The organism is Bdellovibrio sp. 22V, assembly GCF_030169785.1.
Classification (GTDB): Bacteria; Bdellovibrionota; Bdellovibrionia; order Bdellovibrionales; family Bdellovibrionaceae; genus Bdellovibrio.
Genome location: NZ_CP125854.1, coordinates 747,110 through 771,443 on the forward strand (window position 1 = coordinate 747,110; position 24,334 = coordinate 771,443).

Annotated in this window: 21 protein-coding genes; 7 read left to right on the plus strand and 14 right to left on the minus strand. The window is 46.1% G+C overall.

What is annotated here, in order from left to right; all coding sequences use genetic code 11:
- Positions 1 to 10: 10 nt before the first annotated feature.
- The gene (locus QJS83_RS03590) at positions 11 to 898 is read right to left on the minus strand and encodes a tyrosine-type recombinase/integrase (RefSeq protein ID WP_284607734.1); all 888 of its coding nucleotides are present in this window, start codon (positions 896 to 898) and stop codon (positions 11 to 13) included.
- Between the two features lie 195 nt (positions 899 to 1,093).
- On the opposite strand from QJS83_RS03590, the gene QJS83_RS03595 reads away from it, so the two are divergent.
- Complete coding sequence (locus QJS83_RS03595; RefSeq protein WP_284607735.1) at positions 1,094 to 2,152, plus strand: sigma-54 interaction domain-containing protein; 1,059 nt, start codon at positions 1,094 to 1,096, stop codon at positions 2,150 to 2,152.
- A 1-nt stretch (position 2,153) separates the two neighbouring features.
- Here the strand turns inward: QJS83_RS03595 and QJS83_RS03600 are convergent, their stop codons facing one another.
- The 3 genes from QJS83_RS03600 to QJS83_RS03610 form a co-directional block, all read right to left on the minus strand.
- On the minus strand, positions 2,154 to 4,589 hold the full coding sequence (locus QJS83_RS03600; RefSeq protein ID WP_284607736.1) for a tail fiber domain-containing protein: 2,436 nt from the start codon (positions 4,587 to 4,589) through the stop codon (positions 2,154 to 2,156).
- Between the two features lie 44 nt (positions 4,590 to 4,633).
- Positions 4,634 to 5,704 carry a peptide chain release factor 1 gene (gene prfA / locus QJS83_RS03605; RefSeq protein WP_284607737.1) on the minus strand — a complete coding sequence of 357 codons (1,071 nt, stop codon included), beginning with the start codon at positions 5,702 to 5,704 and terminating at the stop codon, positions 4,634 to 4,636.
- Between the two features lie 147 nt (positions 5,705 to 5,851).
- Positions 5,852 to 6,097 carry a type B 50S ribosomal protein L31 gene (locus tag QJS83_RS03610; RefSeq protein ID WP_011162689.1) on the minus strand — a complete coding sequence of 82 codons (246 nt, stop codon included), beginning with the start codon at positions 6,095 to 6,097 and terminating at the stop codon, positions 5,852 to 5,854.
- 193 nt (positions 6,098 to 6,290) lie between these two features.
- Here QJS83_RS03610 and QJS83_RS03615 point away from each other — a divergent pair, with 193 nt between their 5' ends.
- The 3 genes from QJS83_RS03615 to QJS83_RS03625 all read left to right on the plus strand — a co-directional run bounded on the left by QJS83_RS03615 (position 6,291) and on the right by QJS83_RS03625 (position 8,255).
- On the plus strand, positions 6,291 to 6,998 hold the full coding sequence (locus QJS83_RS03615; protein ID WP_284607738.1) for a DUF2461 domain-containing protein: 708 nt from the start codon (positions 6,291 to 6,293) through the stop codon (positions 6,996 to 6,998).
- 81 nt (positions 6,999 to 7,079) lie between these two features.
- Complete coding sequence (locus QJS83_RS03620) at positions 7,080 to 7,430, plus strand: hypothetical protein (protein ID WP_284607739.1); 351 nt, start codon at positions 7,080 to 7,082, stop codon at positions 7,428 to 7,430.
- A gap of 57 nt (positions 7,431 to 7,487) precedes the next feature.
- Entirely contained in the window at positions 7,488 to 8,255 is a 768-nt protein-coding gene (locus tag QJS83_RS03625) for a VOC family protein (protein WP_284607740.1), read from the plus strand.
- Positions 8,256 to 8,363: 108 nt separating this feature from the next.
- Here the strand turns inward: QJS83_RS03625 and rho are convergent, their stop codons facing one another.
- Positions 8,364 to 10,097 (minus strand): transcription termination factor Rho, encoded by a 1,734-nt coding sequence (gene rho / locus QJS83_RS03630; protein WP_470287787.1) that lies wholly within the window; start codon positions 10,095 to 10,097, stop codon positions 8,364 to 8,366.
- Between the two features lie 385 nt (positions 10,098 to 10,482).
- Here rho and QJS83_RS03635 point away from each other — a divergent pair, with 385 nt between their 5' ends.
- Positions 10,483 to 10,851 carry a PilZ domain-containing protein gene (locus tag QJS83_RS03635; protein ID WP_284607741.1) on the plus strand — a complete coding sequence of 123 codons (369 nt, stop codon included), beginning with the start codon at positions 10,483 to 10,485 and terminating at the stop codon, positions 10,849 to 10,851.
- 70 nt (positions 10,852 to 10,921) lie between these two features.
- Here QJS83_RS03635 and QJS83_RS03640 read toward each other — a convergent pair whose 3' ends face one another.
- From QJS83_RS03640 to gatC, 6 genes are all read right to left on the minus strand, one after another.
- Entirely contained in the window at positions 10,922 to 12,295 is a 1,374-nt protein-coding gene (locus QJS83_RS03640) for a hypothetical protein (RefSeq protein ID WP_284607742.1), read from the minus strand.
- Between the two features lie 117 nt (positions 12,296 to 12,412).
- A complete protein-coding gene (locus QJS83_RS03645; RefSeq protein WP_284607743.1) occupies positions 12,413 to 12,880 on the minus strand; it encodes a DUF192 domain-containing protein in 468 nt (155 codons plus the stop codon).
- The gene (locus QJS83_RS03650) at positions 12,849 to 13,757 is read right to left on the minus strand and encodes a Ppx/GppA phosphatase family protein (RefSeq protein WP_284607744.1); all 909 of its coding nucleotides are present in this window, start codon (positions 13,755 to 13,757) and stop codon (positions 12,849 to 12,851) included. The genes QJS83_RS03645 and QJS83_RS03650 overlap by 32 nt, the downstream gene beginning before the upstream one ends.
- 1 nt (position 13,758) lies before the next feature.
- A complete protein-coding gene (gene gatB, locus QJS83_RS03655) occupies positions 13,759 to 15,192 on the minus strand; it encodes an Asp-tRNA(Asn)/Glu-tRNA(Gln) amidotransferase subunit GatB (RefSeq protein ID WP_284607745.1) in 1,434 nt (477 codons plus the stop codon).
- Complete coding sequence (gene gatA / locus QJS83_RS03660) at positions 15,182 to 16,654, minus strand: Asp-tRNA(Asn)/Glu-tRNA(Gln) amidotransferase subunit GatA (RefSeq protein WP_284607746.1); 1,473 nt, start codon at positions 16,652 to 16,654, stop codon at positions 15,182 to 15,184. The genes gatB and gatA overlap by 11 nt, the downstream gene beginning before the upstream one ends.
- 10 nt (positions 16,655 to 16,664) lie before the next feature.
- Positions 16,665 to 16,946 (minus strand): Asp-tRNA(Asn)/Glu-tRNA(Gln) amidotransferase subunit GatC, encoded by a 282-nt coding sequence (gene gatC / locus QJS83_RS03665; protein WP_284607747.1) that lies wholly within the window; start codon positions 16,944 to 16,946, stop codon positions 16,665 to 16,667.
- A gap of 134 nt (positions 16,947 to 17,080) precedes the next feature.
- Between gatC and ligA the strand changes: the two genes are divergently transcribed.
- Entirely contained in the window at positions 17,081 to 19,078 is a 1,998-nt protein-coding gene (ligA, locus tag QJS83_RS03670; RefSeq protein ID WP_284607748.1) for an NAD-dependent DNA ligase LigA, read from the plus strand.
- Positions 19,079 to 19,139: 61 nt separating this feature from the next.
- Here ligA and QJS83_RS03675 read toward each other — a convergent pair whose 3' ends face one another.
- Together QJS83_RS03675 and QJS83_RS03680 are read right to left on the minus strand one after the other, a co-directional pair.
- The gene (locus QJS83_RS03675) at positions 19,140 to 19,334 is read right to left on the minus strand and encodes a histone-like protein (protein WP_041872690.1); all 195 of its coding nucleotides are present in this window, start codon (positions 19,332 to 19,334) and stop codon (positions 19,140 to 19,142) included.
- Between the two features lie 90 nt (positions 19,335 to 19,424).
- Positions 19,425 to 20,885 (minus strand): metallophosphoesterase, encoded by a 1,461-nt coding sequence (locus QJS83_RS03680; protein WP_284607749.1) that lies wholly within the window; start codon positions 20,883 to 20,885, stop codon positions 19,425 to 19,427.
- Here QJS83_RS03680 and murD point away from each other — a divergent pair.
- On the plus strand, positions 20,867 to 22,219 hold the full coding sequence (gene murD, locus QJS83_RS03685) for a UDP-N-acetylmuramoyl-L-alanine--D-glutamate ligase (RefSeq protein WP_284607750.1): 1,353 nt from the start codon (positions 20,867 to 20,869) through the stop codon (positions 22,217 to 22,219). The two genes, QJS83_RS03680 and murD, sit on opposite strands and share 19 nt — an antisense overlap.
- On the opposite strand, the gene QJS83_RS03690 is transcribed toward murD, so the two are convergent.
- Complete coding sequence (locus QJS83_RS03690) at positions 22,220 to 24,283, minus strand: hypothetical protein (protein WP_284607751.1); 2,064 nt, start codon at positions 24,281 to 24,283, stop codon at positions 22,220 to 22,222. It lies immediately after the preceding gene.
- Positions 24,284 to 24,334: the final 51 nt, after the last annotated feature.

Consider the following 24,334-nt stretch of genomic DNA (forward strand, 5'->3'; position numbering starts at 1 on the left):
GCGGCCTTCGCTAGCCGCTCTTTTTTCCCAGCGGATGCGCTTTTTCCATCGTGCGCGCCAGTTGATCAATTCCTAAGTGCGTGTACTTCTCGGTGGCTTGTAGACTTTCGTGGCCGAGGAGTTCTTGAAGTGTTCTGAGATTAGCTCCACTGCTTAAAAGATGAGTTGCAAAGCTGTGTCTTAGAGCATGAGGATGAAGTGGCTTAAGAAGGCCCGCGCGAATTCCGCTCTGACGAACCATCTCGTACGCTGTTCTTGTATTCAACGGTTTTTCGCCGAAGACATATTCATCAAACGAACTTTCTTTTTTCCACTTTTGCAAAACTTGAATCGTCAAGGAGGGGAGAGCCACAACTCTTTCTTTCGAGCCCTTTCCTTTCACACGCAAAACTTTTTGCGACAACTGCACACTGGCCCATTGCAGGTTGCAGGCTTCGCTGACTCGCAGGCCGCCGCCATAAAGAAGAAGGAAAAGGACTTTTTCTTTTAAGGGAATCGTGACCTTTGCATCATCAAAACTTTTAAGCACAGCGAGAGTCTCATCGACGCTTAAAAAATGCGGAAGCTTCTTCGGCACTTTAGGGCTGACGATTTGTAAAGAGAGATCGCGCTCTGTCAGACCTTGATCAAAGGCCCAGGAAAAAAAGCTCTTTAGCGTTGAGGCTTTGCGATTGCGGGAGGCCAGGGAAAGATGAGCCCAGCCATTAAAGGCAGCCCGGGCGGAGGCTAGGAGCTCGGCCTCGGTCCAGCTCGTTTTTATAGAAGATGAGTTATTCTCGAAATTATAAACTTGGTTGAGGTCCAAGCGATAGTGCTTGATCGTCAAGGGTGATGCCGATTTTATAAACGTCATGTATTTCAGATACTTATCTATATTTTCAATAAGTCTAAAAGCCATAATTCATGCCTGATCTTTCATTTATATGAAACACGGCCCCTAAAAAAAATCTAACGCCATGCAATATTTTTCTTGCAAATCTTACACGACCAAAGTTATAACTCAATGCGTTGTCGCGGCGTATCAAGTTGAGCCATTCAATTTGAGACACCCAAGAAGTTTTAAAAAAAGTACGTTTACCGAAAGGGAGTCCCCATGAACGAAAACAACTCAACAACTGTTTTGCCCTCTTCACAGAATGCAAACCAAGTTATGTGGAACACAAATCAAACTTCGAAAGTCGTAGAAAACAAGACTATCGTCTACCAATCCGAGGTGATGGGTAGCTTGATGAAGATGATAGACCGAGTGGCTCCTTCAACGGCGAACATCTTGGTTCTGGGTGAGTCGGGTACAGGTAAAGAGTTGATCGCTCGTTCGATCCATGAGCGTTCAGGCCGCAAAAACAAACCCTTCATCGCGATCAACTGCGGTGCTCTTCGCGAGACTCTTCTTGAGTCAGAACTTTTCGGTCATGAAAAAGGCTCTTTCACGGGCGCTTACAACCGCAAGATCGGTTTGGCTGAGGCTGCTAATGGCGGAACTTTGTTCCTTGATGAAATCGGTGAGTTGGATCCAGCGATCCAAGCTAAACTTCTTCGCTTCATTCAAGAAGGTGAAATCTATCGCGTGGGCGGTAAGGATCCAATCAAAGTTGATATCCGTTTGATCTGTGCGACGAACAGAGAGTTGGACCAAGAAGTTGTAAAAGGTAATTTCCGTGAAGACCTTTTCTATCGTATTAATACAATCGTGGTGAGCGCTCCTCCTCTCCGTCGTCGTAAAGAGGACATCCCCGCTCTTGTGAATCATTTCTTGAATAATTCACAACACGCTTACTTGAACCGTGGTCGTTCTGTGAATGAAGAAGCTATGAAAGCCCTTGTTCGTTACGACTGGCCAGGTAATATCCGTGAGCTTCAGAACGTGTGTGAAAGACTTCAGATCTTGTCTGAAGGTCATATGATCATGTTGAACGATATTCCAGAAAACATCCGTAATGGCGAGATGGAAAAAGACGTGATCGAATACGATCCAAGCATGACTTTGCATGATCTTGAGAAGCGCTACATCTTGAAAGCTTTGGCTCACTTTGGTGGGAACAAGACGCAAGCTGCGAACAACTTGGGTATTACGATCAAGACTCTTTATAACAAACTTCATGAGTACGGCGAATTCGAAAAATTCGCGGTTCACACGAAGCCGATGAAATAAATTAGTTACTAGCGCGGCCCGGAGTGGTTTTCTCTCTTCCCACTTCGGGCTCGATTTTTTCTAGACGCTGCTCAAGTCTGTCTAAGCGTTCCTTTAAATCCTGATTTTCTTTTTTCAAAGCTTCGACTTCTTCTTTTTGATCCAGATACAGCTTATGCAATTCTTTGATTGCCTCAATGATCGGCGACACAAGGTTTTGATACGCTACGCTCAGATATCCATTCGGCGCTTTTCTAACAGCTTCAGGAAAAACTTTTTGGACATCTTGTGCGATCAAACCCATTTGTTTGCGCGGATCTCTTTCGCGGTCTTTCCAGTAGTAAGTCACACCGTTAAGCTGTTCGATCTTCGCAAGACTCGCGGGGATGCGATGAATGTCTTCTTTAAGACGGATGTCCGAGTTTTGCGTCAGCGTTCCCGCCATACTTCCATTTCCATCCCAGCTAAATGTTGTATTGATCGCACCATTTTTTCCAAGACCTAACGTCGCTTCGACATACGCGTCCCAGGTCCAAAGGCCTCCGCCCCAACCTGTTGGAGCTGAACTCAGTGTCGTTGGGTGAAGTTTTAAGAAAGGTCCTCCCGAACCCGCTGTCACGAGGCGAGCGGCGTCGGTATCTTTAATCCGGAACATAAGTTCGTTGATCATACCCGTTGTTGCATTCGAGTTAAAACCAATCGCCGCCTTCTGAGTGTCGGTCCCAGTTCCTGTTGCGCTTAAGTACGCATTGTTGACGCCGTCTCTTCCCATCAAGATGCGGGCGCCCGTCGTGACATTTCCAGTCAAAGTGACGTCGCCTGTCGAGCGGGAAATAACCAACGGTGTATCAATATAAACGCCGGAGTCATTCGCGCGATTGATATAAAAATCAGAGCCGATATTCGAGCCACTTTCTCCAACGTTGTTAACACCCATATGCCAGCGGCGACTGCCTGCGCTTGTAAAATTGATGTAACTAAAAAGACCGGCAGGGCGATGGATCATGATCGCTTCGCCGCCCGAGTTCTCAACGCGAACCACACCGCCATTGACATGAAGTTTTGCAGCAGGAGCACTCGTGCCCACGCCGACCTCACCCGTAGCCTGAATGCGCATACGCTCTTCATTGATCGAAGAGCCTCCGGTATAGAAACGGATAGCTGAAGCGACAGAGGTTTCAATGCTGAGACCGCCAGCACCGTTTGCAGAAATCAAACTTCCGTTCGGTTGAAACGAGTTCGTACCGCCACTGAGAGTTGCGGCGTATTGACTGAAGGACAATTGTTTTCCAGAACTATTCGTAATACGCATGTTGGCGATTGCCGCCGAGCCCGTGTTTGTATTTGTATAACTAATGCCGTCCATTCCCGAGACGTTCGTTTGTACGTCCAAAGCTCTGGTCGGTGAGCCAGTACCGATCCCGATCTGACCGTTGGAATCAATAGTCATTCGTGTTGTTGCGTTCGTTTCGAAAGCCAAAGGATAGTTGTCATTTGTTCCCAGCGTTGCATTTGTCGCGAAGGAGTTTCCCCCATTTACAAACACGGAGCCGTTCGTAAAGGAAGTACATGTCATCATTCCTGTCGCATCGAATGTTAAGAGTTGTCCGGTTGCGCAGTTAAATGCCGTGACGGCCGAACCCGTTCCATTCGAAGCAAGAAGTCGGTTGGCTGTGAGAGATGTCGAGCCCGTACCGCCTTTACTAACAGGAACTGCCGAAGGGAAGTTCGCAGGATCCGCACTGATCGTTCCGGCAGAGACAGCGATACCTGCGCCGACTTGCACAGCGCCTTTCGCCAACGTTGTTGCGTCAGCAATTGAAATCACCGGTGTTGATGTTCCGGTCGCAACGGAAATCGGTGCTGTCCCAGAAACGCTCGTCACAGTTCCGTTTGTTGGAGTGATCCACTGAAGTCCTGAAGGCTGAGCTGAGTTTGCGGAAAGAACTTGTCCGTTGGTGCCGACACCGAGACGAATATCATTTGTGCCGTCGTTAACAACGATGTCACCTTTTGTTGTCAGCGGGGAGAGAGCATTAAACGCGGCTGTTGCCGATGTTTGACCCGTACCACCGTTTGCGATCGGTAAAGTTCCAGTGACTTCGGTTGCAAGATTAACCGCAGCTCCGTTCGAAGCGGCTGTCAAACGGCCTTGAGCATCGACGGTGATATTAGCACGAGTGTAAGAACCTGCAGTCACCGCTGTATTCGCAAGAGAAATAGTTCCGGTCGAAGTAATAGGTCCACCCGTTAAGCCCGTACCTCCACGACGACGAACCAACTCGCGCAGGGTATTGAGTTCGTCTTCTTTCATCGGCTGGTCAAACTTTAGATAGAGCTGAATTCTTTCAAGCTTCAAACCGTGCGCAAACAAAAGCTCAGCATCCAAGCGCGGAGTCTCGAATTTTTTGTCTTTAAAAAACGCCGTTGTTTTATCGAGAATTTCTTTAAGCTTCATTTTCTCTGCTTTCGAGTCCTGAAGCGGAAGAAGACTTATCAGTCTTAAGAAGTTTGCTTCTTCAACGCCTCGGCTTGGAAGTTTGCCACGAGTGGATCAATAAGCAACTCAAATGCACCACCCATGACTTGATCCAACTGATGGATCGTCAAACCAATACGGTGATCAGTAATGCGAGTTTGCGGGAAGTTATAAGTGCGGATACGCTCTGAGCGATCGCCCGTTCCAATTTGCTCCAAACGAACGTCAGAAGCCTCTTTACGCGCTTTTTCGTCTTCGATTTGTTGAAGTTTAGCGTAAAGAATTTGGAAAGCGCGCTCTCTATTTGCGGATTGTGATTTACCTTCTTGGCACTTCACATCGATACCCGTTGGAATATGCACGACACGAACCGCTGACTCCGTTCTGTTGACCGACTGACCACCAGAACCTTGTGAACGCATTGTTTCGATACGCACATCACTCATTGGGATTTTGATTTCGTTCACTTCCACTTCTGGAATAACCGCCACAGTCACTGTCGACGTATGAATACGGCCCGCAGCTTCTGTTTTTGGAACACGTTGAACGCGGTGAACGCCGGATTCGTATTTCAATTTACTGAAAACGGAATCGCCTGTGATACTGGCGATGATCTCTTTCGCTCCACCCACGTTACCTTCGGAGAAAGAAAGCATTTCCACTTTCCAGCCTTGAGTGCTTGCGTAGTGAACGTAACCGCGGAAAAGCTCGTCAGCAAAAAGAGAAGCCTCGTCACCGCCGGCTCCAGCACGAATCTCTAAGATAATATTCTTATCATCGTTAGGATCTTTAGGAATCAGGGCAATTTTAAGTTGTTGCTCAAGCTCAGGGAGTTGGGCTTCAAGTTCTTTCACTTCTTCGCGGATAAGCTCGCGCATTTCAGAATCTTGTTCTGCCGTAAGAAGTTCTTTGCTGGCTTTTAGATTTTCCGTTTTCTTTTTGTAGTCACGATAGACAACAACGATCTTCTCAAGATTTCCCAGCTCTTTCATCAAGGCACGGTACTGAGTTTGGTTTGAAGCAATATCGGGCCTTTGAAGAGCCATATTGACTTCTTCATAGCGTGATTCCACTTCATCCAATTTTGAGAACATGGGAGTAACTCCTAGATCGGTTGCAAAATCGAGTTGAGACTCTGAAACGGAAAAAAGGCCGCTGTGGCCTTTTTTCGCGTCAGCCCCGTAAGGGTTTCGAGCAAGAGGCTCGAAACTGAGGGCGGCTCATTGAAGAGCCGACGGGATTTACTTTTTGCCGTAACGTTTTTTGAAACGATCGATACGACCTTCAGTATCCATCACACGTTGCTTACCAGTGAAGAACGGGTGAGATGCAGAAGAGATCTCAACTTTAATAAGAGGATATTCTTTGCCGTCTTCCCATTTAACAGTTTCGCTAGAGTGAAGAGTGGAAGTTCCCAAGAAAGAGAAATCGCAAGAGATATCTTTAAATACAACAGTATTTACTTTTGGATGTAGGTTTTGTTTCATGACCTGATTCCTTCTAAATAATCAAAAACTATGGTCTTAAGATGTAAGGGTTTAACACAGTGGGTCCCCCGTGTCGAGCATTAATCGCTGCTTTTTTTGGCAACAAACACCTTGCAGATGGGGCCCTTATGTTTCAAAATATCCTCGTATTTTCAAGGCTTTATCTTAATACTTTAGTAGGAGCTGTTCGTTCATGAAAAAGGCCACTGTGATCGAAATTCCGGACTTTAAGGGCTTCTCTCCCGAGGCCTTTCGCTTTCTGCGCTCTCTGAAAAAGAACAATCGCCGTGAATGGTTTCAGCCGCGAAAAGAGGACTACCAACGCTTGGTCCATCTACCGATGATGGGGCTGATCATGGAGCTGGGTGAGGTCTGTCGCGGTTTCGCTCCCGAAGTTCCGTTCAACCCGCAAAGAAATATTCTGCGCGTTTATCGCGACACTCGCTTTGGCAAAGATAAAACGCCCTACAAAACTTTTGTGGGCGCCAGTTTTCCGTACGGAAATTTCCCGAAAACCGTGGATAGCACCGGACTCTACATGCAAATAGAACCGGGAGAAGTTTTCATCGGTGGTGGCTTGTGGAAGCCCTCTTCTTTACAGCTGCGAAAAATCCGTCAGTTTATGCTGCAAGATCCAGATGCTTTCTTAGAGATCATCGAGGATAAAAATTTTAAAAAGCATTTTGGTAGCATTCAGGGAGAAAAACTCAAAACCACTCCGCGAGGGATTTCTCCGGATCATCCTCTTGTTGAATATTTACGCCTTAAACAATTCTTTATCTCGATCAGCCTCCCCGAGGACGCTGCTCTTAAAAAAGATCTTCCCAAAAAGATTGCCGCGGAATTCAAGCTGATGATGCCGCTTTTACGCTGGCTCAACAAATCGCAAAGAATGTGGTGATTTGCCATTTACTTGATTACAGAGGGGAAACTTGAGAACTTCCTGCAGTTGATAGAAAGTGCGCTTCATCGGAGGTTTTCAATGAAAGCACTTTTGATTCTGGCTCTTTCACTTATGTCGGTATCTGCTTCGGCAGAAAGTATTTACTGCACATTCACGGAGCCCTTCTTAACAGTCACATACAACTCGGAAACAAACAAAATTCGCGTGGACTCGGCCGAGCACGGCTCTGCGGAAACAACAGCGCACGTGATTTTCAAATCCGGCGGAATTTTGCACATTGACGCTGAGGGAATCACTCAGTACCTCGAAGTGAATCTTACAAAAGAAGGTTCCGACGGAATGTCTGACGCGATTTATCCCTTTGAAGGAAAGATCAGTGAGCTTCTTGTGGGCGGCTGCGAAACCGACACTCTGAAAAAACGTCAATGACGTTGACCGGGCTTCTTTAGGTTCCTAATATCAGCCTTTATTTGGAGGAATGATTCTATGACTAAGAAGCCCTTTATGAACTTCACAGTGGATCACATGACGATGCTTCTGCATCCGAAACTGTACACTCTTTCCTATGCTGTGTTCCGCATTATCTTCGGCACAACTCCCGACGACCTTCTTTATGAAAAAAAGCGTGCTGGTAAAAATGGTGCGAAAGATGTTTCCATGACTTACGCAACTCGCGTGGGTGAATGGCAACCTCGCGGCGACAAAGATCCTCTCAACACGATCTTTGCGATTGTTCAACCTTCCGAGCCAGAGGGAACTCCTTCCCACGTTCGTCAAATGTTGGATGGCCATGAAAACGTCGCGCACTTGCAGCACGTGGCTTTGCGTACGCCGGATTTGATTGCTTTCCACAAACATTGTGTTGAGCGCGGCGTTCAGTTCGTAACTCCAATCTTGAAAGACGATCACGAAAACTTGATCCAAGTTTTCTCTGGTGAGTGGTTCTTGCCGGGTGGAAAGCCATCTGGATTCTTCTTTGAGTTCTTGCAACGCGATCCAAGCGATAATGAACTTGCCCAAATTCAAAAAGCCAACAAACAAAGCTGGTTCCGTGATGAAACATTCTTGGGACTTTACGACGAAAAAGAGCGTGAGTACCAATCAGGAAAAGTTCTTTCCTTCCTTTCTCCTGAGCTTTTCAACGCCATCATGGAGAAAATCGGTCACAAACAAGTTTTCGAAATCACAGAGCAAGACCTCAACGAAGTTGAACAACTCATGCTCGACATGACAGCAAAAGCCAACAAAGCCTAAGAAAAAGGTACCAGGTATCTTTTTCCCATTCTCAATAAAAAAGGGAGTCTCGCGACTCCCTTTTTTTATTTCAAATCTAATTTCCAATCTCCAATGTCCAATGCTCCACTAGCCAGGACCAGACATTGCCTTAAGGAAGTCGGTGTTTGTCTTCGTGCCTTGAACTTTGTCGATCAAGAATTCCATCGCATCAACGACGTTCATTGGCGCCAAAACTTTTCTCAAAACCCATAGGCGATTGAGATCTGCTCTTTCAACCAACAAGTCCTCTTTACGAGTACCCGATTTGTTGATGTCCATACAAGGGAAGATACGTTTTTCCATAAGCTTACGATCCAAGTGGATCTCGGCGTTACCTGTACCCTTAAATTCTTCGAAGATAACCTCATCCATACGAGAACCCGTGTCGATCAACGCTGTTGCGATGATAGTCAAAGATCCACCTTCTTCAATGTTACGAGCCGCACCGAAGAAACGTTTTGGTTTATGAAGGGCGTTGGAATCCACACCACCCGACAAGATTTTTCCAGAAGGAGGAACAACCGTGTTGTAAGCGCGCGCCAGACGAGTGATGGAATCAAGCAAGATAACCACGTCATGCTTGTGCTCAACCAGACGTTTTGCTTTTTCGATAACCATCTCTGCAACTTGAACGTGGCGAGTTGGTGGTTCGTCGAATGTTGACGATACAACTTCACCTTTTACAGTACGTTGCATGTCAGTCACCTCTTCCGGACGTTCATCGATCAATAGAACGATCAACTTCACTTCAGGGTGATTGTGCGTGATAGCGTTAGCAATTTGTTGCATCAAAACTGTTTTACCAGTTCTTGGAGGTGCCACGATCAATGCACGCTGACCTTTTCCAAGCGGAGCCATCAAGTCCACAACGCGTGTCGTGTACTCGCCAGGGCTGTGCTCAAGTTTCAGTCTTTCATTTGGATAAAGCGGAGTTAAGTTGTCGAAAAGGATTTTATCTTTACCCTTTTCCGTCGTCTCGAAGTTCAAAGAATCAACTTTGAGAAGTGCGAAGTAACGCTCACCCTCTTTTGGCGGACGAACAGTACCAGTCACAGTATCACCTGTTCTTAAACCGAAGCGGCGAATTTGTGATGGGCTGACGTAGATATCATCCGGACCTGGAAGATAGTTGTAATCTGGAGAACGCAAGAAACCGTAACCGTCAGGCAAGATTTCAAGAACGCCAGAACCATAAATGTCCTGACCCAGCTTCGCAGCACGTTTCAAAATTTCAAAGATCATATCCTGACGGCGAAGGCCGGCAGCGTTTTCAATTTTTAATTTTGTCGCAAGCTCTGTGAGCTGAGTGATGTTTTTAGATTTAAGGTCTTTTGAAGAAAGCCATGTTTTTTCTTCATCAGTCAGTTGAATGTCAGCCAAATCAACTTCTTGAGTTTGTGCCGGTGGAGTGGATTGTGCTTCATCAGAAGGTTGGCCTTCGTCACCACGGTGTCTGTCTTGACGGAAGTCACGGCGTTGATTGCTGCCGTTGCTGCCATGACGGTGACCGCGGTCACGGTCGCGATCGCGATCGCCACGGTTGTCTCTATCTCTATTGTCTCGGTTGTGAGGGCGGAATTCGCGGCGTTGGTGTTGCTGTTGTTGCGGTCTTTCTGGACGACTTTCTTGCGGAGCTGCAGAAGGTGTTGCAGTTGCTTCAGGGGCCGCGGCGGCTGGAGCCGTTTCAGTTGCAGGAGCGGAGGTTGGCGCTGGAGCCATTGCTTCTGCAGTTTCTTGAGCTGTTGGAGCAGCTTCTTCGACGTTTTTAGTGCGGGTACGCTTTTTAACTACCTCAACGCCTTGATCTTTAGGTTCAGACAAACAGATTCTCCTTGTGGGATTTTATAAAGAAAATAAAGAACGATAACTTTGAAAAGAATGATCCGATTGGATTTATGTATAAGTTCTGCCACCACTGTCCTAAGGAACGGGTGTTCTTGTCAATCGAAAAGCGGTGAAATGGAGTGAAGATTCTAATAATTCTTGCCGTCTCAAATTGGTTCATCATTTTATGAGTTCTCCTAGGGGCCCAAAGACATGTTTATAAAAAAGTGAGGATAATCAAATGTTTAAATATGAGCCACGCTAAGTCTAGTTTCACGAGAATTTGCTCTTATTTAATGAAAAAGACCTCGACCCCCTATTAATTTTTCGTAAGTAATACCGAAAGGATAGGTATCCATTTTTTAAGCACAAGGAGTCTAAAGTGGAGGATACATTAAATGTTCCGGCACCAAGAACCCCTCTAAACCTCGAGGTTTCCTTCAAACGCAATTACGCACGAGAAGAGACAAAAGGCACGCTTAAGAACATCAGCATCACGGGAGCCTTTCTTGAGTTTACTGGCGGTGAAGTACGCGCCAACGAAAAGCTAAATCTGATGTTTGTCGTTGCAGGTCGCGAGCGCAAAGTTGCAGCTCATGTGATCTGGACAAACTCAGCAGGTTGTGGAGTGAAATTCATGCCTGTAAATAACAGAGACGTGCAAATCGTCGACGACTTGATCTACTTCGTAGAGAACAGCCGTAACGACCGTCGCTCTGTTATGGATACTATCTTCAAAAAAGTAGGATAAGTATCTTTGTAGTCCGTTTTAAAACACCAAACCCACATCTCTTCGAGGTGTGGGTTCTTTTTTGTCGTTATTAAGTTCCGACGTGTGTATTATCCATCGCTTGTTGTTCAAGCTCTTTTTGTTTTCTTTTCTTTCTCATCACGATGAGAACTGCAAGACCTGCTGCTGACAAACCAACCACTGACAAAGCAAGAGTTGTGTCGTTATCCATTCCTTGCGGAGCTTCTTCAGCCATTTGCGGAGCTGGCGCCGGTGGGTTCACAGCTTCCACTGGAGGTGGTGGCGGTGGAGCCATTTGTTCTTGCGCTAGATCTTGTGGAGGAGGAGGTGGCGGAGCCATTTCCATTCCAGGCTGCTCAGGCATTGGCGGAGGAGGAATTTCTCCTTGCGCTTGTTGCGGAGGCATCATCTCTTCAGGTGCTGGCGGAGCCGGCATTGAAGGAGCTTGTGGTTCTTGCATTGAACCCGCTACCTCTTGGTGAGCCATTTGTTGTTGCTGCTGAGAAGGAGCCGCTGCAACCGCGCCGCCTCTCCAGAAACGAAGTTCCGTTCCTTCAGCAATGTTTCCTTTAGAGTCTACAGAATTGCTCGACCAAACTTCTTTCCATGCATTGTCGTAACCCAACAAATCTTTGGAAACTTTTCTGATATTGTCGCCAGGTCTTGCAACATACATTTCAGGCGCAACGCCATTATCTTCGTAATAAGTGATCATTCTTGAAGAATCATCAGGACGATTTGGAGAATTGTAATAAACTTTATCGCCAGGTCTTACATCACGAGATTTATAAGTAGGATTTCCTTTTTTCAACTCAGCTGTTTTATCAGCGCCGTAGATCATTTGGCTGATGCTAGCCAAAGAATCGCCAGGGCGTGCAAAGTAAACTGTGTTGTACCAAGTTTTTCCAACCTTCCAAGGAGCTGTCGCAACTTTCTGAAGAGGAATATTGGCTTTCTTTGGAGCTTCTTCGCCGCTTTCAACAACTGTTGTTGTTGAAGTTTCTGTGTGCGTGGAGCTTTCAACCATCGTTGTATTATCAGGTACCGTTGGAGCTGTCTCTGTCACAGTTGTTGATGGAGCATCGACAGGAGGAGTGATTTCTGTTGTCTCTGCAAACGGATCTGCTGGAAGTGTCTCTGTGCTTGTCGCAACGTCGGTCTTTTCCGTTGTCGCTTGATCTTCGCCTACAGTTGTTTCGGTAGTCGTTGTCGTCGTTTCCGTCGTTGTTGTAGTTTCGCCTAGAGCATCTTCAGGAAGTTGGTCGCTTGCCAACGAATCATCACCAGCGATTTCAAGAGCTTCATCGCCTTCGAGCTTTTCAAGATCCGCAGAATCCATATCTGCTGCGACTTCTGCGTCAGATTGGCTATCTTTGGACGTACAGCTTGTTAGCTGGAATCCCAGACTTAAGCACGCTAGTAAGATAACGAATTTTTTCATCATGTCTTCATCCTTGAGTGATGCTATGAAACATACTGTTTCAGTAAAGCGTTATTAACAATCTAAAACACAAGATCGAAGGCGTGCAAACACTAATAAAAAGTCCCTGGACTTAGGGACCTATGGGACTTTCAGCTTGCTGCCAATTTTAATCTTGTTTTTGTCAAACCAGCCTTTGCTCATTTCAAGAGCGTACTTGGCCGGCTTTGCGCTGGGATAAGAGGGTAGAGCCGCTTCAGGAACACCTTTTCCCGATTTCATTTCTTGGATGTCGATCAGCGTTCCGTTTTTATCGAAGTAGGCAATAGAGAGATCAATCAAAGTATTCTTCATCCAGAAAAATCTTGTCTCTTCATTTTTAAAGATGAAAAGCATTCCCTCGTTTTCTGGCAATTTATCTCGAAACATCAAACCGCGTTCGTGTTGATCGGGTGTTTCCGCCACCTCCACGACCAAAGTCTTAGCTCCCAGTTTGATCGTCTTCTTCTGAAAGTCAGCGGCGTTAGCGGAGAAAACTACAAAGCTCGCAAAAAGGACCGTAAAAACGAACGCCCACTTATTTTTTAAACATTTCAAGAGCAACCCCATAACGAACTCCTTTTGTGGAGACGATCATTCCCGAAAGACCCAAGGCCTCAATGACAGATAATAATATAGAGGCGCCAGCATATATAATGTCAGCACGGCCTCCTAGACCATATTTGTTCTTCTTTTCTTCAACGGTCGTATTGGCAAACTCGTCGACCCAATACTGCAAACGTTCTTTTTTCAAGAAAAAGCCATCCACTTTTTTCTCGTCGAATCCGCCCACTTCGATGGCCACCAAAGAAGTCGGTGTTCCAGCCACCGCGATGATTTGATCGATCGGATGCTTTTTTAGTTCCGGAAGAATCTTTGCGATCTGCTCTTGAATATATTGAACAAGCGTTGTGCGTTCGTTATTTGGAACTGGCTGTGTGCTAATGAATTTTTCAGTGAGGCGAACTCCGCCGATATTTAAGCTCTCTCCGAAAAAGATTTGCGATCCTCTTCCAGAGATAAGTTCCGTTGATCCGCCACCGACATCAATGACCAAAGATGTTTTTTTATTGTCATTAAGTCCCGCGGTTGCGCCTTGATAAGTAATGCGCGCTTCATCTTCTCCGGGAATGATTTCTATAGGGATACCAAGGTCTTCGCCGATTTTAAAAAGCTCTCGACCGTTTTTCGCGTCGCGGGCTGCTGATGTTGCCATCGCAAGAATCTTATCCACTTTCTGCGCATCAATTTCTTTTTTAAATTCGGTCAGACATTGGCGTGCTCTTGCCAAAGCGTCGGGATGAAACTCTCCCGTTTTGTCGACTCCCTGACCTAAACGCACAACCTGAACAAGGTCTTTATGAACTTTTGTGATGCCGTTTTCTGTGCCTTCCGCAATCAGGCACAGAAAAGTATTTGTTCCCAGATCTAAAGCCGCAACTTTCATCTTATTTTAACTTCTCCTGAAGAATCTTATTAACGAGTTCAGGATTTGCTTGGCCTTTTGAAGCCTTCATCACTGCACCCACGAAAAATCCAAAAAGGTTTTTCTTCTTACCTGTCTTATGATCTTCCACATTTTGCGCATTTGCAGCTAAAACTTCGTCGATGATCTTTTCCAAGGCCGCCGGATCAGAAATCTGGACAAGGCCTTTTTCTTTGATGATCACTTCTGGATCTTTACCTGAGTCCCACATCTCCTGGAAAACGGTTTTCGCAATTTTTCCTGAGATCGTCCCTTTATCAATCAAAGCAATCATTCGACCTAACTGTTGGGGTTTGATCGGGGAGTCTTTAATTTGTTTATTTGCCTGATTTAACTCGCGCAAAAGCTCTGTCATAATCCAGTTTGAAGACGCTTTAAAATTTTTGGATTCAGTTGCCGTCGCCTCGTAGAAATCTGCCAGGTCTTTTTCCGTTGTCAAAACCGTTGCATCATATTCTGGAAGGGCGTGTTCGTCTTGAAAGCGTTTTGCTCTGGCGATGGGAAGCTCTGGCAGCTCTTTGCGGAACTGCTCAATCATCGAGTCGCTTACAATCACAGGCAATAAATCCGGATCGGCAAAGTAGCGATAGTCCTGCGCATCTTCTTTTGTGCGCATCGAGAACGTGCGGTTTTTATCCGGGTCCCAGAGGCGAGTCTCTTGAATGATCTTTTCGCCCCTTTCAACGGCATCAATCTGACGTTCGATTTCGTACTCAATCGCCTTTTCCACGAAACGGAAAGAGTTGACGTTTTTAATTTCAACTTTTGTTCCGAATTGTGTTTCGCCGATCTTGCGTACAGACACGTTACAGTCGCAGCGCATGGAACCTTCTTCGAGGTTGCCGTCGCAAACATCCAAGTAACGAACAATTTGGCGGATGTTTCTCGCATACTCCGCCGCCTCAACAGGCGTTCTTATGTCTGGACCGGAAACGATTTCAAGAAGAGGAATGCCCGAGCGGTTGTAATTGATAAGTGTGTATTCACCATGGTGAGTGGACTTGCCGGCGTCTTCCTCCATGTGAGCACGGGTGATAGAAACAGTTTTTGATGTGTCGCCGACTTTGAATGTGATGGTTCCATTTTCACATAGAGGCTGATCATATTGAGAAATCTGATAACCCTTGGGAAGATCCGGATAAAAATAGTTCTTACGAGCGAAAATAGATTTGCGACGAATATCGCATCCCAACGCGAGGCCGGTTTTGATCGAATACTCGATCGCTTTCTTATTCACAACGGGCAAAGTTCCAGGCATACCCACGCTGACGGGAGAAGTATTTTCGTTGTCTCCCGCATTGAATGTCGTTGGATCCGCGCAAAACATCTTTGTGGCAGTGCTTAGTTGCACGTGAATTTCAATACCGATGACGGCTTCATAACCTCTAGATGACATGGGGATGTTTTCCTTTCACAGCAGAAGCACTTTCCAGTGCGGCGGCGACATCCAACATTTTTTGTTCTTCAAAATGACCCGCGGTCAGTTGGATTCCGATCGGCAAACCGTCTTGAGACATTCCAAAAGGAACGCTCAAGCCGGGCAGACCGGCAAGATTTGTTGAAGTTGTGAAAATATCATTGAGATACATCGTCAAAGGATCAGAAATGCGCTCGCCAATTTTAAAAGCTGGTGCTGTTGTCACCGCACTTAGAATCACGTCGCAACTTTTGAAGGCTTCCAAATATTGATTCATGATCAAGCGGCGCACTTGGCCTGCTTTGTTGTAGTAGGCATCGTAGTAACCGCTGGAAAGACAGTAAGTTCCAAGCATAATACGGCGTTTTACTTCTTTACCAAAACCTTCACCGCGAGTCAGACCGTAGAAATCCTCCAGCTCTATCGCTGAAAGATTTTTGATCTCGGCACGATGACCATATTTAACGCCATCATAACGAGCTAAGTTCGAAGAAGCTTCGCTGGCCGCAACAAGATAGTATACAGGAACGGCGAACTCGGTCATTGGCACGGAGACTTCAACAATCTCCGCGCCCATTTTCTTTAATGTTTCAATCGAGTTTTCCACAGTCTTCTGCACATCCGGGTGCAAGCTGCCTTTCATGTACTCTTTCATGAGGCCGATCTTAAGACCTTTTACATCCGCCTTAAGATTTTTGCTCCACTGCGGGACCGCTTTTTGTGTTGTCGTGGAATCACGATCGTCAAAACCCGAGATCACTTCCATCGTCAAGGCCGCGTCTTTCACACTGCTCACCATCGGGCCGGCCTGATCCAAGGAGGAAGCGTAGGCGATGATCCCATAACGACTGACTCGGCCGTACGTTGGTTTGACACCAACCACGCCGCAGAAACTTGCAGGTTGACGAATCGATCCGCCGGTATCGGTTCCGATTGTTCCTACAACCAAGCGTGCTGCTTGAGCTGCGGCTGAACCGCCGGAGGACCCGCCTGGCACACATTCAAGATTCCAAGGGTTTTTAACGGCTCCGAAGTAGGATGTTTCGTTGGAAGAGCCCATCGCAAATTCATCTTGGTTCAACTTTCCCATGACGACGATGCCGGCTTTTTTTAGGCGCGCTACAACCGTAGAATCGTAAGGTGCCACAAAGTTTTCAAGAATTTTAGAGCCCGCTGTCGCCTTCATGCCCTTTGCACAAAGCATTTCTTTAATTCCAAAAGGAACGCCCGCCATAGGCCCGACGTCTTCACCTTTGGCAATGCGGGAATCAATGGCCTCCGCATCTTGCAAAGCATTTTCATTTTTTGAAGTGAAGGAATTAAGTTTTCCGTCCAGATTTTCAATACGACCCTGAAAGTGTTTCGTCACTTCCTTCGCACTGACTTTTTTTGCTTTTACGGCATCTGAAATTTCAGAGATCGAGGCAAATGTTAAATCCATGTTCTATTCCTTAAACCACAGGTGGAACTTTAAAGAGGTTGCCCGCTTTGGCTGGAGCATTGGCCGTCATTTCTTCGGCCGTGAACTCTTGCTTAACAACATCTTCGCGCCAGTAGGCTTCGATTTCTGTCGGTGTAATTAAGGGCTCAACACCTGCCGTATTGATTTTGGAAATTTGCTCGAAATGATTCAGGGCTTTTGCCAGTTGGGCGCTGTACTCTTGAGCCTCTTCGTCTGTCACATGAAGGCGCGCGAGTTTGGCAATGTGTTCGATCGTTTTCTTGTCAATCACAGGGACCTCTCCTTCGTGGGATTGGAAGGCTCTAAACTAGAACAAAAATATGGCACCCGTCACTCTTTGGGCGTTGCATCCTATTCCGACTGGACCTTTTACATCATGAGAAAGAGAATGATAGATTCCTTACTATGTCTAAAAAGCGCCACGAAGAGCTCAAAAAAATCATCTCCCAGCACGACTATAGCTACTACGTTCTTGATCGTCCTTCGATTACAGATTTCGAATACGACCAACTTTTCGAGGAACTCGTGCAACTTGAAAAGAAAGAAAAGGGACTTGATATTTCCGACTCTCCGACGCAAAGAGTGGGCGGAACTCCGCTGGCTTCCTTCGAAAAAGTCGCCCATCGCCTTCCTATGCTTTCCCTGGCGAACAGTTACTCTCCCGAGGATATTTTTGACTTTGATGAAAGAATCAAAAAATTTCTGAATACCGATAAAGATATTGAGTATCTTTGCGAGCCGAAGTTCGACGGTCTGTCCATGGAGTTGATCTATGAAGATGGCGTTTTTGTAAGAGCTCTCACGCGCGGAGACGGCAGTGTTGGTGAAGATGTCACCCACAATGTGCGAACTATTAAAAGTGTGCCATTAAAATTGAATTTGAAAAAAGCACCAGAACTTTTGGAAGTTCGTGGCGAAGTTTTAATGTTTAAACAGGATTTTGCGAAGCTGAACGAAGCCCAGCAAGAAAGCGGGCAACAAACTTTCGCAAATCCGCGCAACGCCGCCGCGGGAACCGTTCGCCAACTTGATTCAAAAATCGCGGCTTCTCGTCCGCTGCGTTTTTTCGCTTATGCCTTGGGAGCAAGCGAAGGAGTCACATTTAAAACGCAATTTGAGATTGAAGAATACTTTGCGGATCACGGCATTCCTACTGCGCCGAAACTCAACGCAGATCTAGTGCAAGTATGCAAGGGCCCGGACGCTGTCGTTGCATACTATCACATGATCGAAAAAATTCGTCCGAAGCTTCCGTTTGATATCGATGGTATTGTTATCAAGGTGAACTCTCTAAGAGAACAAGACGATCTGGGATTGGTGGCGCGAAGCCCGCGTTGGGCGACGGCTGCGAAGTTCAAGCCTGAACAAGCGATTACGGTGATTGAAGATATTCAAGTGCAAGTAGGTCGTACCGGAGCGCTTACACCCGTCGCAATTATGAAGCCCGTCAAGGTCGGTGGTGTGACGGTCACAAACGCAACTCTTCACAATCAAGATGAAATAAACCGCAAGGACGTACGTGTCCATGACACGGTGATTGTACAACGGGCAGGAGATGTCATTCCTGAAGTCGTCTCTGTCATTTTGGACAAGCGCCCGAAAAATTCAAAACCATTTCTTTTGCCTGAGGAATGCCCTGCTTGTGGATCTTTGGTGCAAAAACTCGAGGGCGAAGTCGTCACTCGTTGTGTGAACCCGCTTTGTATCGCGATGGTGAAAGAATCTTTGAAGCATTTCGTTGCAAGACGAGCAATGAACATCGACAAAGTCGGCGACCGTTTGATTGAAACTCTTGTTGATAACAAACTCGTTTCCCGTTTTTCAGATTTTTATCGCCTCACGAAAGAAGATATTTTGTCTTTGGAACGACAAGGGGAAAAATCGGCAGAGAATGTCATTAAGAGCATTGAAAACAGCAAACGTCCTACGCTTGCACGTTTTATCTTTGCCTTAGGAATTCGCTTCGTCGGGGAACAAACCGCAAAACACCTTGCGGATCACTTCCTGACGATTGAAAAGTTTATCGACGCGAGTGAAGAAGATCTTTTACAAGTTCCTGAAATTGGACCCAAGGTGGCTAAAGCGATTGTCACGTGGACTGCGGATGGCCGTCTTGTTAAAGAAATTCACGACATGGAAAAACTGGGCGTGAAAATCTCAAGCCCTGTGCGTTCGCATGAGGGAAGCCTTTCAGGAATGAGTTTCCTTATCACAGGAACACTGCCCGTAAAGCGCGACGATGCGAAAGATTTGATCGAGAAAAATGGCGGAAAAATCCTGGGATCTGTTTCTTCGAAGTTGAATTACTTGGTTGTGGGGGACGACCCGGGCTCAAAAGTAGAGAAAGCCCAAACCCTCGGAGTCAAAATCATCTCTTGGGATGATCTTCAGAAAATGATCTAAAAAGAAAACCCACATCTTTTGGATGTGGGTTTTTAATTTCAATAAGAAATCGACCTAAAACTTATAGGTGGTCAATGACGATATCACGCGCCATAACAGTCTTACGACCATCAGCTTTCGCACTTTCGATACCTTTCAAGCAAAGTTGCTCAATAGCTTTGCTAAGTACATCGATTGTCTCAGCAGATGTGTTCATTTGACCTTTTTCCTTGATAAGTTTTTTAACTTTGCTTGTAACTACAAGTACCTCTGCCATGATTGAACCTCTCCATCCGTGTTATTTGAACAATAAAAGGTTTGCATAGGGTCCAGTGATTGACAATATGAAATCTCTTCGTGCGGCGCACTATCCTCTTCCAGGATTAGTAACTAATTCTGATTTACCATCCACGAATTTAAAAAGTTCCGCCTGTCTCGGTCCATTTTCCGTCGGAGAGATCCACACGAATGTTTTTTGATCGACGGCCTTTGTACACTCCACATCCAAAAATGCCGGCGACCAACACCCGCTATTAAGATGCTCAACCGAACCAAAAATTTCATGACGGGCATTATGGGTGTGGCCAAAAACAATGCGCTGCGCTTTTGTGATTGCACTCGCCATTGCCAGGACCCGGTCATCGGGTTCTTTGTACCCCGACACCAACGACGTTACTGACTTACTGTAAAACAAGAAGAACGGCAAAAGTAAGAACAGTGGAATGAACGCCCAGAAGAAAGAAATTTCATACACGGATCGAACAAAGACCATAAGTTGAAAAATCAAAAAGAAGGCTAAAAAGACGATGAACGCTCTATCAAGCCAAAGTTCCCGAGCCAGTAAAAAAGGATTGCTTGCGGCCGGAGCAACAAAAAGTTCTTTGAGTTCGCGAACCATGCGCGGTTCTGCATTGGCTTTTTCGGCGATCAAAGCAACACGGTCTTCAATTTTAAGGGGATTTCTGATAGGCGCCGCCAAACGATCAAAAAACGAGTGAAGGAGAGTCACCATTGCACCCCAAAACCATGTGATAACAAGTCCCGGTTGAGCACGAACCATGTACTTTAAGAAGAAGCGAATATACTCTGGCAAACTCATGATATAGTTCGTATCCACGTGCGGATTGAAAAATCCCATGCCATTCATAATGTATCGGCACGCCAGATTTCCGAACGGCAGCTTCAAAGAGACAAAATTGTAGCCGCGAACATAAGGATTGATAGGATCTTCACACATGCAATAGGGATCGTATTGATTGCCGTGCTCAACCAAAGTGTCTTGATTGCTGATATAGAACCATTCAACGAAGCGGACTTCGTTGCGTTTATGCTCTGGAAGAGCAATATGACGATGGATTTCCTCTTGGACTTCGGCAAAATGTAGTTCCAGGTCATGATTTCCCATGACAAAAATCACACGGTTGCCGCGCAATACGAATTCACGCAAGGCGCGCACAAACTCCGCATGATCTTTCAAAATCACTTCGATTTTGTAGCGGGATCTTTCTTCTTGCGGATAAAGACCACGGTGTTTTTCAAGCCAGCTAATGTGAAATACCGGCTCTTCCGGCAGACGCAAAACACTGTCGAAGTCGAAGATGTCACCGTTTAAAATAAGCTCTACCGGTGCGCCTGCGGCTTTTTCTTCAATATGTTTCAAGAAACTTTCAAAGATATCATCGAAGAAAAACTGTCTTGTCTTAAATTTTTTCCATAATGGAAATTTAAGATTCACGGGCTCCGCTTCGCTTAAATGCAAATCACTAATAATCGCCGTATGCGACGCGGATCTAAAATCAGGATAAGGTTGTGAAAAAGACGTGGGCAAATCTGCCTCCCAAGAATATGATCGTGCAGATGAACGAATTTATCAAGAACCTGAAAACACCAATTGCCATTGTCGGAATGGGAAAAAGCGGTGATGCCGCCTATAAATTGCTTCAACACTTCGGCTTCGCGAAGGAATCTCTATTCACATTTGATGGAAAACTAGAGACGGCTCACTTTAAAGACCCCGAAGCAATGATGGCAACCGCCCAGCCGCAAACTTTGGTGGTGTCTCCGGGGGTGCCGCTAACGGCAGGATGGATTCAAAAAGCGCGACAAAACGGCGTTAAAATCACCAGTGAAATTTCTTTGGCAGCAGCATGCTTAACTTCCGAAAAGCTTATCGGCGTGACCGGTTCGGTCGGAAAAAGCACGACTGTTTCACTTTTAGGCGCCGGTCTTGAGTCTTTTTCTCACACAGGGTTTGTCGGAGGAAACTTAGGTATTCCTTTCTGTGAATATGCCCTGCAAGTCGTTGAAGGCAAAAGACCTGCGGCAGACTGGGTGGTTCTTGAGCTTTCAAGCTACCAGCTCGAAAATTGCGAAGGATTGAAACTCGATTACTCTGCTATTACGTATTTTACATCCAATCATCTTGAGCGTTACGAAAGTTTACAGCACTACTACGATACGAAGTGGAGTATTCTTTCTCTTACCAAAAACGCGATGTTCTTAAATAGTGAAGGCGGCGATCTGGTTGAGTACTATAAAACCAACGGAGATCATGAACAGGTAAAGATCATCTCAAAAAATGATCCTGCGATGGCCGCTTTGCACTTGGAAAAAGCGCTTCTGATTGGCCAGCACAATCAAGACAATCTTGCTTTAGCTTCGGCTCTTGCCCTAGAGGCAGGGTGGCCAAAATCTTCCGTCGAAGCGATGAAAAACTTTAAAGGACTTGCGCATCGTTTGGAAAATGTCGGCACCTATAAAGGCATTCGCTTTATCAACGACAGCAAAGCCACGGCGATGGACAGCGTTCTTATCGCGACAACTGCGGCCTATGACACTCTTGCGAATCAAGGAAAGCTTTATCTTCTTCTTGGCGGAAGAGACAAAAATCTTCCATGGCAAGATTTGATTCCTCTAAAAAATTTTAAAGGCATGGAGTTTATCTTCTTCGGTGAATGCCGAGTTATCGCGCAAAATAAATCTTTACTGCCCGGAAAGGCATTTGCTCGTCTTGAGGAGGCTCTTCACTATGCTCTTCAAGAGGCGAAAGAAAAAGACACGGTTCTTCTAAGTCCCGGCGGCACCAGTCTCGACGAGTTTAAATCCTTTGAAGATCGCGGAAACTTTTTTAAGAAAAAAATCGAAGATTTCGCGAAGAGATAATTATTCGCGGAAGTTTAGAACCGACAAAGAGTTCGCATCCACCGGCAGCACGCGAGAATATACTTTTTGCGTGCGCGCTCCTACGACCACCACTTCGTGGATGTCCTCAGGAACGTTGTAAAGGATGAATCCTCCACCTGCGATGCCTTTGCGATTTTGCAGAATCCGTCCCTGCATATCAAAGTACACAATGTGGCGGCTCTCGAATCCATCGTAGGCAGCCAAGTAAACTTCAAAGTCTTCGTCGGGCACAAATCCCACGATCAAGCCGGCACTCGGCGCATCGTCAATACGCAAATAAGATTTAATAGAAGACAGCCATGACCAGTGAACAAGAGGCGCGTGGATGAAAGCGTCCGTATCGTTATAGAGGTAACGAGCGGCCACGTAGTCTGCCCCTTCGGGCTGAATGCGCATCATACCTAAACGGCTAATATGTGGAAGACTGATCGTTGTTGTTCCGGTTTTTACTTCCAAGTCTTCTTGCAAGCTCTGCATGGTGACTGTTGCCGAACGCGCCTCACCCGTGAATGCATCGTAAACCCGTAAAGGCACGGCTTCGGACTTAATCGTCGATTCGATGTCACCTTGAGCTACAGACCCTTCTTCCACTACGACGTTCTGATATCCAAAGATAGAATCAGCTCGTGTCGCTAAAAGAGAATGGAAGCCCGGTTGCACGTTTACAAAAGCAAAAAGTCCGTTTTCACTTGTCGTTTTTAATGTCGCATCTGGAATCATGAATTGATTAAAGTAGACTGGTTGCAAACTTGGATCTGATTCGACAACTACATCAATGCCCGAAACATTTTTCCCATCCAAGGCGACCTTACCCCAAATGATGGTCGGGGCACCCTCAAAGGACTGAGCTCTTTGCTGAGCAACGATGTTTTGCAAAGCTTGAATCATAGAGTCCGGATAAAGTTGGGATTTAAATTCTTTCCCGGAAACAACAATGGAAGCTGTCTGCATATGACGAGGAGCGGCCGCTCTCATCACAGTGCTTGAACCCTTTGTGACGTTATCCATAGAAACAAAACCGTCTTTTTTTGCTGCGACTTCGCTAAGACCTTTTACGAAGGTCACTTTTGTTTGCGAAGGAGCCGCGTCGGTCGGTTTTGCGTTATAAGCACTTGTTACAATGCCTGCGAAGTCAGGATGCGGTTCAATCTTCAATTTAGGGCCTGAAACACGCTCTGCCTGATTTGTCGCTACGTGAGTCAGTCGGAAAGAACCTTCGCCCAAAGTTTTGCCATCTTTATCTACCAAACGGGCAATCACGGAACCCGTCGGCTCTTGCACTTGGATATTATAAAGACCTTGTTGTAAATCCACGCTGCCGAGTTCTTTTAAGATTCCTTCGTCACTTCGGCGGATTTCGATATGATGCTCATTTGTAACTGCAAGACCGCCGGTAATCTCAAGTGGGCCGACAATAGATTTAGCTCCGGCCGTTTCGCCGACCAGACCATAAGAAGGCAGCATCTCGCCACCACCAGTGGCTGAAGTATCGGAAGAAGAAGGTGTGCGACCTTGGCTTTCATTCGGGAAAAACACTTTCGATTTCGGAACTTGCGTCGTTTTTCCAGAAGGACCTGCGCCAGCAACATAGACGTTTGTTTTTTCCGGAGCTGGATTAAGAACTCCGGATTTTTCCAAAGTTTCTTTGGCCATAGCTGACCACGTAGAACCTTGCCAGTCTTGTCCCAGAACTTCACTTCTTCTTTGCGCTTCTTGCAGGCGAACCGCTTGTGTACGAGGAAGCTGCTCTATCCAAGTGTTATTGACTTCTTCTTCTCTTTCCGCAGACAACGGCAACGCCTCAGAAGCCAAGATCCTTTCGCTTGTCTTTTGAATTACCATCGCCGGCAATTCCACACGTTTTGCAAACAAAGGAGCAGACGACGTATTTTCGTGAGCAAGGTTAACGGGTTTTATTTTTTCAATACGTGCCCATTCGGAATCACGTCTTTCAGATTCAAGAACTTCTTCGAAGGCAATATGGGGAGGGGAGTTTTTTTGCGCTTTAATGGTGAGTGCTTCATAAATAGGAATGAACTTCAAGCCACCTAAATGGCTTGACCAGCAGAAGCATCCCGCTAGTACTGCGAACGG